Origin of the sequence: Amycolatopsis sp. lyj-112 (assembly GCF_046549055.1) — a bacterium.
In the GTDB taxonomy this organism is placed as follows: domain Bacteria; phylum Actinomycetota; class Actinomycetes; order Mycobacteriales; family Pseudonocardiaceae; genus Amycolatopsis.
Genome location: NZ_JAJPWS010000001.1, coordinates 1299687 through 1312914, shown reverse-complemented (window position 1 = coordinate 1312914; position 13228 = coordinate 1299687). Strand labels below are relative to the sequence as shown.

At 69.2% G+C, this 13228-nt stretch carries 12 protein-coding genes; 5 read left to right on the top strand and 7 right to left on the bottom strand.

The genetic code is table 11. The annotated features are described in order from the left end of the window. Positions 1 to 15: 15 nt before the first annotated feature. The 5 genes from ACLJRL_RS06280 to ACLJRL_RS06260 all read right to left on the bottom strand — a co-directional run bounded on the left by ACLJRL_RS06280 (position 16) and on the right by ACLJRL_RS06260 (position 5209). A complete protein-coding gene (locus ACLJRL_RS06280; protein ID WP_410655021.1) occupies positions 16 to 867 on the bottom strand; it encodes an ABC transporter permease in 852 nt (283 codons plus the stop codon). Then, positions 864 to 1844: an ATP-binding cassette domain-containing protein gene (locus ACLJRL_RS06275; RefSeq protein ID WP_410655020.1), complete on the bottom strand. Its 981-nt coding sequence runs from the start codon at positions 1842 to 1844 to the stop codon at positions 864 to 866. The genes ACLJRL_RS06280 and ACLJRL_RS06275 overlap by 4 nt, the downstream gene beginning before the upstream one ends. A gap of 22 nt (positions 1845 to 1866) precedes the next feature. Next, positions 1867 to 2439, bottom strand: a complete 573-nt coding sequence (locus ACLJRL_RS06270) for an NADPH-dependent FMN reductase (protein ID WP_410655019.1) — start codon at positions 2437 to 2439, stop codon at positions 1867 to 1869. 464 nt (positions 2440 to 2903) lie between these two features. Then, a complete protein-coding gene (locus tag ACLJRL_RS06265) occupies positions 2904 to 3803 on the bottom strand; it encodes an ROK family protein (protein ID WP_410655018.1) in 900 nt (299 codons plus the stop codon). Continuing rightward, entirely contained in the window at positions 3800 to 5209 is a 1410-nt protein-coding gene (locus tag ACLJRL_RS06260; RefSeq protein ID WP_410655017.1) for an APC family permease, read from the bottom strand. Before ACLJRL_RS06260 ends, ACLJRL_RS06265 begins: the two co-directional genes overlap by 4 nt. Positions 5210 to 5424: 215 nt before the next feature. Between ACLJRL_RS06260 and ACLJRL_RS06255 the strand changes: the two genes are divergently transcribed. After that, positions 5425 to 5928 carry a hypothetical protein gene (locus ACLJRL_RS06255; protein ID WP_410655016.1) on the top strand — a complete coding sequence of 168 codons (504 nt, stop codon included), beginning with the start codon at positions 5425 to 5427 and terminating at the stop codon, positions 5926 to 5928. Further along, the gene (locus ACLJRL_RS06250) at positions 5925 to 6824 is read left to right on the top strand and encodes a hypothetical protein (protein ID WP_410655015.1); all 900 of its coding nucleotides are present in this window, start codon (positions 5925 to 5927) and stop codon (positions 6822 to 6824) included. Before ACLJRL_RS06255 ends, ACLJRL_RS06250 begins: the two co-directional genes overlap by 4 nt. Before the next feature lie 6 nt (positions 6825 to 6830). Here the strand turns inward: ACLJRL_RS06250 and ACLJRL_RS06245 are convergent, their stop codons facing one another. After that, a complete protein-coding gene (locus ACLJRL_RS06245; protein ID WP_410655014.1) occupies positions 6831 to 7664 on the bottom strand; it encodes an alpha/beta hydrolase family protein in 834 nt (277 codons plus the stop codon). A gap of 183 nt (positions 7665 to 7847) precedes the next feature. Between ACLJRL_RS06245 and ACLJRL_RS06240 the strand changes: the two genes are divergently transcribed. Next, complete coding sequence (locus ACLJRL_RS06240) at positions 7848 to 8927, top strand: J domain-containing protein (protein WP_410655013.1); 1080 nt, start codon at positions 7848 to 7850, stop codon at positions 8925 to 8927. Positions 8928 to 9002: 75 nt separating this feature from the next. Here the strand turns inward: ACLJRL_RS06240 and ACLJRL_RS06235 are convergent, their stop codons facing one another. Then, a complete protein-coding gene (locus ACLJRL_RS06235) occupies positions 9003 to 11495 on the bottom strand; it encodes a M14 family zinc carboxypeptidase (RefSeq protein ID WP_410655012.1) in 2493 nt (830 codons plus the stop codon). 235 nt (positions 11496 to 11730) lie between these two features. Here ACLJRL_RS06235 and ACLJRL_RS06230 point away from each other — a divergent pair, with 235 nt between their 5' ends. Together ACLJRL_RS06230 and ACLJRL_RS06225 are read left to right on the top strand one after the other, a co-directional pair. Beyond that, positions 11731 to 12420 carry a DUF998 domain-containing protein gene (locus ACLJRL_RS06230; RefSeq protein WP_410655011.1) on the top strand — a complete coding sequence of 230 codons (690 nt, stop codon included), beginning with the start codon at positions 11731 to 11733 and terminating at the stop codon, positions 12418 to 12420. 6 nt (positions 12421 to 12426) lie between these two features. Beyond that, positions 12427 to 13224 carry a class I SAM-dependent methyltransferase gene (locus ACLJRL_RS06225; protein ID WP_410655010.1) on the top strand — a complete coding sequence of 266 codons (798 nt, stop codon included), beginning with the start codon at positions 12427 to 12429 and terminating at the stop codon, positions 13222 to 13224. Positions 13225 to 13228: the final 4 nt, after the last annotated feature.

Below are 13228 nucleotides of genomic sequence, written 5' to 3'. Positions count from 1 at the left end.
CCTTGTCACCCCCGGTCATTTCCTGTTGTAGAGCCGCATCGTCAGCGTGCCGAACACCGCGAGGATGACCCCGCCCGCGATCAGCACCCAGGTGATCTCGCCGCCGTCCCAGCTGCCGTCCATCATCGAGCGGACCGCCGCGACCACGTGGGTCACCGGGTTGACGTTGACGAAGGCCTGCAGCCAGCCCGGCATCGTCTCCGGGTTGACGTAGATGTTGCTGAGGAAGGTCAGCGGGAACAGCACCATCATGCTGACGCCCATCACCGACTTCTCACTGCGCAGCAGCAGGCCGAACATCGTCCAGATCCACGAGAACGCGAACGAGAACGCCAGCAGCAGGAGGATCGCGGCGGCCACGCCGCCGAACCCGCCGCCGGGACGGAAGCCCATGATCAGCCCGACGCCGAGGATCACCAGCGACGCGATGAGGTAGCGCAGCATGTCGCCGAGCAGATACCCGACCATCGCCGACGGCCGCCAGATCGGCAGCGTGCGGAACCGGTCGAACACGCCCTTTTCGATGTCGGTGTTGACCGAGATGCCGGTGTACATGGTGATCATCAGGATGCTGCTCGCCATGATGCCCGGCAGCACGAACTGCAGGTACTCCGTCGGCGAGCCGGACAGCGCGCCGCCGAACAGGTACGTGAACATCAGCGTCATCATGATCGGGAACGCCGTGACGTCGAACAGCTGCTCGGGCACGTGCTTGATCTTCAGCATCGCGCGCCACCCGAAGGTGACCGAGGCCGACAGCGCGCTGGGGCGCGGCGGGCGGTTCTTCGCGATCAGGACGGCGGCGAGATCCTCCGCCTTCGGTGCCGCGAGAACGGTTTCGTTTTCTTTGACTGCCGTGGTGCTCAAGCTGCACTCTCCTCAGGCGTGGCGGTGTGGTCGGTCAGGGCCAGGAAGACCTCGTCGAGGCTCGGCTGGCCGAGGGAGAAGGTGTCGACGACGATTCCCGCGCGGGCGAGTTCGGCCAGCGCACGCGAGGCGTGCTCCGCCGCGCCCTGCTCGGTGCTGTCGCCGGCGAGCCGCGCGGTCAGCGCGAGTGGATCGGACTCGAGCTGCACCTGCGCCTCGAGGACCCGAGTGAGCAGGGTTTCGGCATCGGAACGCCGGTCCGCGTCGCGCAGCCGGACGTGGACCGCCCCGGCACCGACGGACGCCTTCAGCTGCCCCTTGGTGCCCTCGGCGATGACCTTGCCGCGGTCGATGACCGCGATCCGGGACGCCAGCTGATCGGCCTCGTCGAGGTACTGCGTGGTCAGCAGGACGGTGGTGCCGTGCTGCACGATCGCGCGGACGATGTCCCAGACCTGGTTGCGGCTGCGGGGATCGAGACCGGTGGTCGGCTCGTCGAGGAAGAGCACGTCCGGGGTGTTGAGGATGCTCGCGGCGATGTCGATCCGCCGCCGCATCCCGCCGGAGTAGTTCTTCACCTGCCGTCCCGCGGCCTCGGTCAGGCCGAACGCCGCCAGCAGTTCCGCCGCCCGGTCCCGCGCGGCGGGTTTGCGGTGGCCGGTCAGCCTGGCGATCAGGATCAGGTTCTCGGTCCCGGTGAGATCCTCGTCGACCGAGGCGTACTGCCCGGTCAGGCTCACCATGGAGCGGACCGCGTCGGCGTCGCGGACGACGTCCTTGCCGAAGATGCGAGCCTCGCCGCTGTTGGGGCGAAGCAGGGTCGCGAGCATTTTCACGGCGGTGGTCTTGCCGGCGCCGTTGGGCCCGAGGACGCCGTACACGGTGCCGGCGGGGACCTTGAGGTCGATCCCGTCGACCGCCCGGTTGTCCCCGAACACCTTGACCAGCCCCGAGGCCTCGATGGCCAGTTCAGTCATTTCCTTGTTCCTTTCAGAAGCTTCAGCAGACGTACGGGCGAGAGGTGCGCGCTTCGCGCAGGGCGAAGCCCCACCAGGTGAGCTGGTCGAGCAGGGTGGTCACGGCCTGGCCCTGCCCCTCGGTGTCGAACGGGGTGCCGTCGCGGGCGAAGGTCCCGTCGAGAAGGTTGAAGGCGACCGTGTCCCGCATCGTCACGGTGTGCAGTTCGGTGAAGACCGATCGCAGCTGCTCCACGGCGTAGAGACCCTGCGAGCGGTAGCCATAGGAGACGAACCCGACCGGCTTCGCGCGCCACTCGTCGTAGGCGCAATCGATCGCCTGCTTGAGCGACGCCGGGAAGCTGCGGTTGTACTCCGGGGTGACGACGACGAACCCTTCCGCCGCGTCGACCCGCTCGGTGAACCGCGTCATCTCGCGAGTCGCCTGCTCCGGCAACCCGGCGGGCAGGTCGAAGTCGGCGAGGTCGAGGACGTCGACGACGAGGTCGTTCCTGATCTCGGCGCGGCCGGTGAACCATTTACCGACGGCATCCCCCACCCGCCCCTCCCGGGTGCTGCCGATGATCACCGCCACCTGTAGTGGGCTTTCGTTCACCGGGACCTCCTCTCGCCTCACCCCCTAGGCGCGAGAAAGCCGCCGGGCCTTCGCTAGATCGGATCTAGCGAAGGCCCGGCGGCTTCGGTCGGTGATCTCGCCGGTGGGGTCGTGAGTGGCGATTCGGGTTCTGGCGGAGGTGCGGCCGGAGAGCGGAGCGAGTGTCCTGGTGAACGCCCCAGGTCGCGGCTGGGTGTGCCTTGATCAACGGAGGATCGCGGGACTGTGTGGATTTTGGGACGTCAGATGTCCCAAAATCCACACAGTCACAAGCCCTGCTGCCCCTCGCGCGCGGTCAAGCCCGCCGGAGACGCGGCCCCCGTTCCCGTATCGGATCCGAGTAAGGACCTGTGTGGAAATAGGGACGTTGAGTGTCCCTATTTCCACACAGCCTCGGCCCAGACGACCGCGTGCCATGTCCCGAAAGCCAGGACCGTGCCGATGGCGTGTCTCTCAAACTGTCGCTAGGCTCCCAGCGCCAGCGCGATCGCACCCAGCAGGGACGCGTCCTGGTCGAATTTCGCCGATACCAGTTCCGGCGGGAACGGGACGGCCTGCGCCAGCCGCTCACGCAGCGCGGGCAGCAGGACGTCGGCCGAGCGCACCAAGCCGCCGCCGACGGCGATGCGCTGCGGGTCGAGCGTGATGGCGAGGTTCGCGACGTGCATGGACAGTTCGTCGAGCGCGGCCGTGACCAGTTCCTTCGCCTGCGCGTTCTCCTTGGCGAGGCCGAACAGTTCGCCCGCGGTTACCGGGCGGCCGAGCAGCACACTCGCCCGGCCACCCAGCCCACGCCCACCGACGGCTTCCTCCAGCGGCGCCGCTCCGCCGGCGAAACCGTCGGTGTCCTGCGGTGAGAGGAGGTTGTACCCGATCTCTCCCGCAGCGCCATTCGCGCCGGCCAGCAGCCGGCCGCCGACCAGGACCGCCGCGGCGATACCGGTCCCCAGCGAGAGGAACACCGCCGGATCGGTGTCCGCCAGTGCCCCCCATCGCCATTCCGCGAGCGCCGCCGCCTTGGCGTCGGTGCCCACTTCGATCGGGATCGAGCCGAACTCGGCGGCGACGAGTCGCCTCAGCCGCAGTTCCTCCCAGCCCGGCACGTTCGGGGCCAGCAGGATGCGGTCCTCCAGCACGATGCCGGGACTGACGACGCCGATCGCGACGAGGTCGTCCGCGGCGCCTTCGTCGGCGAGCAGTTTCCGTGCCGCCGCGAGCGCGCGGCTCACCACCTGCTCGGCGCCCGCCTCCGCGTCGGTGTCGAGCCGCCGGGTGGCCAGCAGGCTCCCGGCTCTGTCGGCCAGCCCGATCGCCACCTTCGTGCCCCCGAAGTCGATCCCCAGGATCAGGTCTTCCCCCGTCACTTCCCAGTCCCCTCTGCCGCCCCTGCGAACGATTCCTGAATGCCGGTGGGCCCGAACGGCCACACCCGCTCCGCCTTCGCGTAGGCGAGGAACGCCACCACGCCGATCGCGATCCACCCCACCGAGAGCCCGATCGAAAGCCACGTGGCGGAGAAGTAGATGTAGACCCAGCCGAGCAGCGCGATGATCGTCGGGATCGGGTACAGCCACTGGCGGTAGGGCCGCTCCAGCTCCGGCCTGCGACGCCGGAGCACCACGATCGCGGCGACCTGCGCGAGCGACTGGATGAGCACGAGCACCGTCACCGCCGCGTTGATCACCGCGGTCAGGGTGAACAGCGAGCCGACCGCGGCGATGGCGCCCATCGTCAGCACACCGGCGGTCGGCAGGTTCAGCTTCGGGTGCAGTTTGGCGAACACCGGCAGGAACACCTTGTCGCGCGCGGCCTCGAAGGGCACCCGCGAGCCGCCGAGCAGCCCGGCGAACACCGAACCGATCGCGGCGATCACGATGAACACGGTGATGACCTTGGCCGCACCGGTGCCCCAGGCCTGTTCCAGCACGGTCGAGGCGACGGACGTCGCGTTCTTCAGCTCCTCCAGCGGGATCGAGCCGAGGACCCCGAGCTGCAGCAGGAAGTACAGGCTCATGATGCCGAGGATCGAGAAGAGGATCGACCTCGGCAGAGTCCGGCCCGGGTCGCGTACCTCGCCGCCGAGGTACGCGCTGGTGTTGTAGCCGAGGTAGTCGTAGATCGCGATGATCAGGCCCGCGCCGAGCCCGGCCCAGAACGCGCCGCCGTCGAACGAGAACGCCCCGGGCGTGAAGGCGAACGCTTGCGCGGCGTCGAAGTGGGTGAACGCCGCGACGATCACCGAGAGCGCGGCGAACAGCATGATCGCGAACAGGACGGTGGTCAGCTTGCCGATCTCGCCGATCTTGCGGAACAGCGCCAGCACGACGAGCGCGATGACACCGAGCCCGATGACCTTGCCGAGCCCGGTGGTCCCGCCCTCGTCCGACACCCCCGGGATCAGGTACCCGAGGTACTGGACGAGGCCGATGATGCCGGTGGACATGATCAGCGGGATGAACAGCACCGCGCTCCAGGCGAACAGGAACGGCATGAGCCTGCCGGTCCGGAACCCGAACGCTTCGCGCAGGTAGACGTAGGTCCCGCCGGCACCGGGGAGGGCGGCGCCGAGTTCGGCCCAGATCAGGCCGTCGGCGAGGGCGATGAGCGCGCCGATGAGCCAGCCGAACATGGCCTGCGGGCCGCCCAGGGTCGCCACCATCGCGGGGATGGTGACGAACGGGCCGATCCCGCACATCTGGGTCATGTTGATGGCCGTCGCCTGCAGAGGCCCGATCTTCCGCTCGAGCCCCGGCTGCGGGGATGAACTCAAAACGCGCCTCCCTATTAGTTAGTAAAGTTTCTTAACATATTTTGGAGCCGGTCGGAAGCCTGGTCCGCAAAGTTGTCGCCCTCCGGTCCCCCTCGAACTGCCCGAAAAGGCGGATCGCGCGAAATACCCCTGAATGGACCAAAGCAGGACGTATCAGGGAGCCCTCATTCCGCGTCCTTAATCAGGAGAGACGTCTTCCAGGGACGGTGAGGTCGATGAAACGGCTGCTCAGCGCGGTGGCGATGATCGCCGCCCTAGGACTCGCGGCGGGATGCGGCGGGACGTCCGCTCCCCGGGACACCGCACCGGCCGACCAGACCGGCACCGGCGTGGCCACCGAGACCGCCCCGACGGCGTCCGCCTCGTCGCAGCCGTCCGGCGAAGGAGGCGGTCGCACCGAGAACCCCGAGCGGCCGGGAGTGCCCGGCAGCCCGATCACCTACGACCACACCCGTCTCGGCGCCTCTCCCCCGATCGCCAAATCGGATATCGAGGACGACATCCGGCGCGGCTGCCCCGACGGGAGTCTGTGCGGCGTGAAGGTCGTGATCAACGGCTTGGGCGAGTGCATCAGCACCATCACGCATTCACCGGTCAAGCCCGGCGGGACGGTCACGATCCGGGCCGTCGCGTGCAAGTCCGAGGTCACCGAGGAGTCGACGACGTCGGAGAGCCCGTCCCCCGGCAATGAGCAACCCGGCGAGACCACGTCCGGATGACCTCGCGGCGCGGCCTCCGCAGACCCGAGCCGAAAGCGGCAGAGCCCGATCCCGGCCCGCCGCGGGCGCTCAAGCTGATCGGCACGGTGCTGGCCAACACGACCCTGCTCACCGCGCTGCTCTACTTCTTCGGGCTCATCGACACCCAGACGTTCTTCGCCTATTTCCGCGTGCACTACACGCTGCTGGGACAGACACCGGACGAGATCTTCGCGCGGGGCATCGACGGCGTCCTCCTGCCGCTGGCCGGCGCGGCGGGCGCGGTACTGGGCTTTCTGATCCTGGTCGGCTTTCTCCGGCTCCGCCTCACCGGACACGCCTGGGCGCGGCTGCTCCGCGTCTGCACGCCGATCGCCGCCGGGCTCGGCGTCGTCCTGATCGTCGCGACGGTGCTCGTCGCGCTGAACCCGGAGCCGTTCCGCGACCGCCCCGGACTGCCGGGGCTCGGCTTCGCGCTCGGCGTGCTGATGGTGCTCTTCGCCTGGCGCCAGTGGGCGTCCGTGCCGAGGTCGAGCCTGCTGGAGCTCTTCCTGGGTTATGTCCTGGTCACCATCGGGCTGTTCTGGGCCGTCAGCGACTATTCGAGCGCCGTCGGGGTCCGGCGCGGGTTCGAGGTCGCGGCGCAGATCCCCGCCCGCCCCGCCGCGACGATCTACAGCGCCGAAAGCCTCAACCTCACCACGAACGGTGTCCTTCAGGTGAAGTGCGCCGACCCCGCGGCCGCCTACAAATACCGGTACACCGGGCTGAAACTGCTGTTGCAGTCCGGCGGCCAGTACGTGTTCGTGCCGTCGAACTGGCGGGCGGGCAGCGGTGTCGCCTTCGTGGTCCCGAAAACCGACAAGCTGCGGCTGGAATTCGGTCCCGCCCGGTCCGCGCCGCCCGCCGCCTGCTGAGCCTCGTCAGCCGAGGTGGCGCACCAGCCATTCGGTGACCTCGTCGTCGACAGCCTTGGCGATCGGCAGTTGCGGCGCGGGCTCGATTCCCGGGTCGTCGGCCAGCGGATGCGCGAGGCCGGGCACCCGGGTCAGCCGGACGTCGTCCGGGACGGTGTACTGCCCGCGCAACGCGCCGACGAGATCGTCCGCGTCCGTGCGCAGCGACGGGAAATCCTCCTCGCCGCTCACGACCAGCAGCGGAACCTGCTTTTCCCTGGCCGAAATTTCACCCGATCGTGCGACGAAGTCGAGCTGATCCGCCGCCTGGTCCGACTCGTCGTTCCACTGATACGGCTCCCCCACAAGGCCTTCCACCAGTCCGACCACCGAACGGGCGCGGACCGCCGGGTTGACCAGCGCCGCGGCGCGGACCGGGATCTCCCGCGTGGCCAGGATCGTCAGCGCCACGGAACCGCCCAGCGAACCGCCGGCGACGGCCATCCGGGAGGTGTCGAAACCGCAGCGTTCCCGCAGTTCAGCCAGTGCGGCGGGGAACTCCAGCGCGGCCTGGCGGACGATCGGATCGACGTAGGCGAGCATCGCGTCGCGCCGGGCGCGTTCGACGAGGGCGTCCATGCTGCCGTCGATCATTCTCGCGCCGCACAACGGCATTCCGAGGTACACGCGCCACGCGGGCACTCCCGCCAGCGGCAACGCGGCCGCGAACGCGGCGTCGGTGCGGGGCGAATCGATCATGTGCCAGGCGACGACCACCGGCGCGGGGCCGCTGACCTCGGCCGATGGCGGCAAGGCGGTGAACGGCACCCCCGCCGCCGTGCCGGTAACCGGTTCTCCCACCGTGGTCCTTCCTCGTGTCCTGTCGATCTCCACGATATCCAGGACGCACGGGAGGTGGACCTCGTTCCGCCACAAGCGAAACAGTATGACCGCGGGTCACCCCGACGCGCCGCGGAGGTGGTTGCGGCCCCGGCACGGCGGCCGAATAGTGTTGCGGCCCGGCCCTTTGGAGGTGAACCGCCCGTGCCCGATGTCGATTACTACGACGTGCTCGGCGTGGGCAAGGCCGCCTCGGCCACGGAGATCAAAACCGCCTACCGGCGGCTCGCGAAGTCGCATCACCCGGACGCCGGCGGATCCGCGCTGACGTTCCAGCTCGTCCGCGAGGCCTACGACACGCTCAGCGATCCGATGCTGCGCGCCGGGTACGACGCGGACGGGCGCTCCGTGCGGGTGCCGATCCGGCCGCGACCGCGACGGCCGTTCGGCGACGAACCGGGGTATGTCCCCGAACAGGTCGTGATCGATCCGGACGACCTGGAGTGGTGGGAATTCGCCGCGCAGGACGCGCGCGTGCGCCACGGACGGCGACGCGGCCCCGGGCACACCCCGGTGGTGGCGGCGGTCTGCGGGATGGTGCTGGTCCTGCTGCCGGTGCTGACCGGCGTCGGGTTCTCGGCCCCCACGCTGATCGTCTGGCTGATCCTGACCGCCGGGACCGCCCTGCTCGTGCAGCGGCTCGCCCGCGGCTACCTCGCCGCTTCCCGCGCCAGGAACCGGTTCGCCGCCGAGTTCGGCGGGAAGCGGGTGTTCGGCGCCCCCGGCACCGAGCCCGACGAACTCGCCGAGCGCCTCACCGCCGACCTGCTCGAGCGCTACCTCACCCGGCTCCCGGGCGCGCGGATCTTCCACGGCCTCTCGTGGCCGGACTCGGTCTTCGCCGACGTCGACCACGCTGTCCTGTGCGGGAAACGGCTCGTGCTCGTCGAATCGAAGCTGTGGCTGCCCGGGCACTACGAAACCGGTGACGGCGATCGCCTGCTGCGCAACGGCCGCGCCTTCCGCGGCGGCGGGAGCCGGCTGACCGAAAGCCTCGCCGAATACCGGCGGATCCTGCCCGGCGTCACGCTGTGCGGGGCGATGATCGTGTACCCGAGCCGCACCGGCGAGATCACCACGGACGACGATGACCGCTCCCCCGCGCCACCGATGACGCCGGAGCAGTTCCTGCACGAGATCGGCGGCTGGCTCGCCGCCGAGCCGTCCACAGTGGACTCGGCGACCATGCGGATCGTGCGGGACCGCGTCGTCGGCACCGCCTGACCCGGCTGCGCGTGAAGGCCCCCTTCCCTCGGCTCAGTCGAGGGAAGGGGGCCTTCACGCGCAAATGACTGACTGTTACCGGCGTTCCTTGTTGGCGCGCGCGGAACGGGTGCAGACCTCACCGACGTCGACCGTCTGGCCGCGGTCAACGTAGACGTCCGCGAGCCCGACGAGCTTGCCCTTCGGCGACGTACAGGTCAGCTGGTACGCCTCCTTGGGGCCGTAGGTCGGCGGGATCGGGGACTGGAAGGACACTCCGCCGGTCCAGTCGTCCACAGTGGACGGGCTGGCCTGCGCGTAGTTGACCATCACGGCCGTGTAGTCCCCGGCGGGCGGGTCGTACAGGATCGCGTGTTCTTCCGTGGTCGAACCGTTCGCCGACGACGAGACCATGTTGCCGGCCGCGTCGAAGATGTACAGGTCCCAGTCGGTGTCCTGACTGGCCCACTTGACGTCGACGCTGAACTTGCCGTTGTCCACCTTGGGGAGCCCGTCGACGTGGAACGCGAAGCTCTCGGACGCCGGGTCGGTCGGGTAGTTGGTGTTGATCGCCGGCACGCCGGCCGGGTTCGTCACCGCGATGTTCGGCTGCGCCGGTCCCTGCGGCTCGCGGCCGTAGCGGCCCGCGACGTAGGGACGGGTCGACGGGTTGACCGACCACGCGAACCGGCCACCGGTCGAGGCCAGCGACGAGTTCAGGTTGTCGGTGACGTAGACCGGCGGCTTGGTCGAGCCGTCCGGCTGCACTACCGGCGACGTCGGCGTCTGGAAGGTCTTGTGCAGCTTCAGCTGGTAGCCCTTCGGCGCCGAACCGATCAGCGTCGAGTGCGCCGCCGGGTCGGCGGTGTTGGCCAGCATGTCGATGAAGGCCGCCCGGTTGCCGCCCTTGCCCGCACCTGCCGCGGGAGCGACGCCGGTGTACTCGGCGACGACACCGCTGGCGAACGGCGGGTGGAACTCGGTCGCGCCGATCTCGAACGTGAAGCCCCAGCCACCGGTGGCCCAGTACGACCAGTCCTCGGTCGAACCGGTCGTGTCATAGAGCGCCCACGACGGCTGGCTGGTGTACCCGTTGCGCGTGGCCATCTTGTCGCCGAGCGCCTTGTACGCCGGCTCGTCGAGCGGCGGCCGGACGGCGGCGACACCCGGCACGCGCAGCACCAGGTTCGAGAAGGTGTGCAGGGTGATCAGGTTGGTCACCTGACGGTTCGACACGATGGAGCGGATGTTCTGCGTCTCGGGCTCGGAGAACGGGCCGGAGCCGCGGAAGGTGTCGCTGCGCCACAGGGTCGACGCGCCGGCGCCGCCCCAGAAGCCCGCGTAGTTGCGGTTCGGGTCGGTGCCACGTTCACGGCCGCCGGGGTTCGCCTTGCAGACGCCGGTCGCGAACTCCTTGGGCGAGTCGTTGACGTTGCAGTTCTTACGCTTCATCTCGTAGTCGAAGCGCGAGAAGTCACCCTTGGGCTCGGCCTCGCGAGAGATCTCGAAGCCGTCGGCGTTGACGATCGGCACGACGATGTTGCGCGTGCGGCCGACCAGTCCCCGGATCTCGGGGTTGTTGCTCGTGTAGCCCTTGACCAGTTCGGTGGCCCATTCCATGGCGTGCTCGCCGGCCGGCCATTCACGGGCGTGGTGCACACCCATGGTGAAGTTGACGGGTTTGCCGTCGGCGATGTTCTTGACGTCGCTCGCGATCTCGATTCCGACGACGTCGCGGCCTTCCCAGGTCGGCTGCGGCAGCGTGAACGCCGTGACGATCCTCGGGTTCTTGCGGGCCAGTTCCTTGACCTCGAACTGGTAGTCGTAAAGGTGCCGGTAGCTCGTGCGCCCGGAAGGCAGCGTGGAGCCCGGCGTCTTCGCGGCGTACTCGCGGTCGGTCTTGGCGTTCTGGATCGACCGCGCCGAAAGGTCGGCGTCGACGACCTTCGACTTGAAGCCGTTGTCTGCCAGCGTCTTCCGGTCGGCGTCGTTGGCGAGAACGACCTCGACGCCGGTGGCGTCGGCCTTCTCGGTGACGTCCAGGCCGAGCCGGAGCAGCTTGTCCTTGTCCTGCTTCGCCGGGGTTTCCACCCGGACCAGTTCGGCGCGCTGCGTCGCGGGCGCGGCGCCGGTCGCTGTTCCCTGCGGGGTGAGCGCGAGGAAGTCGACTCCCAGCAGCGCGTCGCGTGCCTGACCGGCGTACCGGCAGGTCTGCACGATCAGCTGCTGTCCCTTCTTGACGAATCCTTCGGCGAGCTCGTGGCTTCGCAACGCGGCGGACGCGGCGACCACCGCGCCGCTGGCCTTGTCGAAGACCGCGAGGTCCCAGTCGCCTTCGCCACCGCCGCGCGGCGCGATCCGCGCCTGCAGCAGACCGTCTACAGTGGACGTGAACTCACGCCGGTCGGTACCCGACGTGCCGGATTTCTGCACTGCGGCGAAACAGGACCGTGCCACGGCCTGATTGGCGCGCACCACGTTGTCCGCGGCCCCCGCCGTCGTGGCCGACGGAAGTGCCACGAACGTGCCGGCGAGCACCAGTGTCGCCGCCGTCCATCCCGCTCTTCGCCGGTTTGGTGAATACCCCACAGACTGACCTCCTTGGACAGTCCGGTGACCGGGTGAGGTCACCGGTAGCGAGACCCTAGACCCGTGACCCCACCTGAGGGACCCGCCACAAGTCGCGGACACCCCTTTCGGCCCAGCGATCTCACCGACGGTGCCGGAACGATCACTGCGATGTGGCCGGGGTAACAGGACATTCCTGTCGATTCCGACAGGTTGGCCTAAGAGAATCTTCAGGTTCGATGGTTACCTTTTGACTATGACGACGCCCCAGCTCACCGCCAGGTCCCCCTTGGCCCTGCTGGCCGCCGTGGCCTCGGTCGCCGGTGGAGCCCTGCTGATCCTGCTGCTGCAGGTCCTCCCCGCCACCAGCGACATCAGCCCGGTCTCCCGCACCATCAGCGAATACGCGCTGAGTGAGAACAAGTGGATCTTCGACGTCGCGGTCCTGCTGGTCGCGATCGGCTCGGCGATCGGCTTCGGCGTGCTGATCCGCCGCAAGCACATCCCGGCGCTGTCGGCGGCCTCGGTCTTCTGCGCGCTCTGGACGCTCAGCCTGGTGCTGATCGTGGCGTTCCCCAAGAACAACTGGGCGATCGGGCCGAGCACCGGCGGCACGGTGCACCGGATCGCGAGCGTGGTGGCCTTCGTCGCCCTGCCGCTGGCCGTGTGGTTCGCCGCGAAGGCCGTCTTCCCCTCGTCCCCCGCCCGCCGGGCGGTGACCCGGGTGCTCGCGGTCGCGGCACTGGCCTGGTTCGGGGTCATCATCGGGGCGATCGTGGTGTCGATGAACGGCGGCCAGCCGTGGTGGCGGGCGATCCCGCTGGGGCTGGTCGAACGCGCCATGGCGCTGACCGGGCTGATCGCGCTGGGCTCGCTCCTCATCCCGGCACGGGTGGTCACCGCTCCGGTCGCCGAGCAGGCGGAAGCCCTGCAGACGGCGTCCTGAGGTCCGATGACCGAGCACGCCGGATACCTCGCCCGCATCGCCCGCGGCTGGGACGAGGCCGTCGACGGGTACGAGGCCTACTACGTCCCCCGCTTCGCACCATGGGTCGCCGCGGCCGTGAAAGCCCTCCCGCAAGCGCTACCCGAAGGGCCCGTTCTCGTGCCCTGCTGCGGCACCTTCCCAGAACTGGACGTGCTCACCGAGCACCTGCCCGGCCGGGAGATCATCGGCATCGACCTGTCCGCGGGCATGGCCGCCCGGGCTCGACGCCGGGCCGCCGGGAACCCGCTGGTGCATGTCATCGAAGGAGACGCCTCGACGCTCGATCCGAGCCTCTCCGCGGCGGCCGTCGTGTCGGTCTTCGGACTCCAGCAACTGCCCGAACCCGACGCCACGATCCTGTCGTGGGCGGGGACTCTGCGGCCCGACGGGCTGCTCTCGGTCGTCTATTGGCCGGCCAGCACCGAACCGGGCGGGGCCTTCACGGTGCTGTCCGACGTCCTCCGTGCGCACGTCTCCGCCGGGGACCGCTCGTGGGAGACCCGCCTCGTGCCCACGCTCGAGGCACAAGGCGCGACGGTGGAGCGGGACGAGGAACCGTCCTTCCCGATGGTCCATCCGGACGCGGACACGTTCTTCACCGCCCATACGCGGACCGGCCCGCTGAGGCCGCTCGCCGACTCTCGCGGAGAGGCATTCATCGAGCGGCTTCGCGAGGAGTTCCTCAGGCGAGCCCCGGCCCGCGAATGGCGTCACCGGCCTCCTGCCCGGCATATCGTCGCCCGGCGGACGTCCCGGGCATGACGGG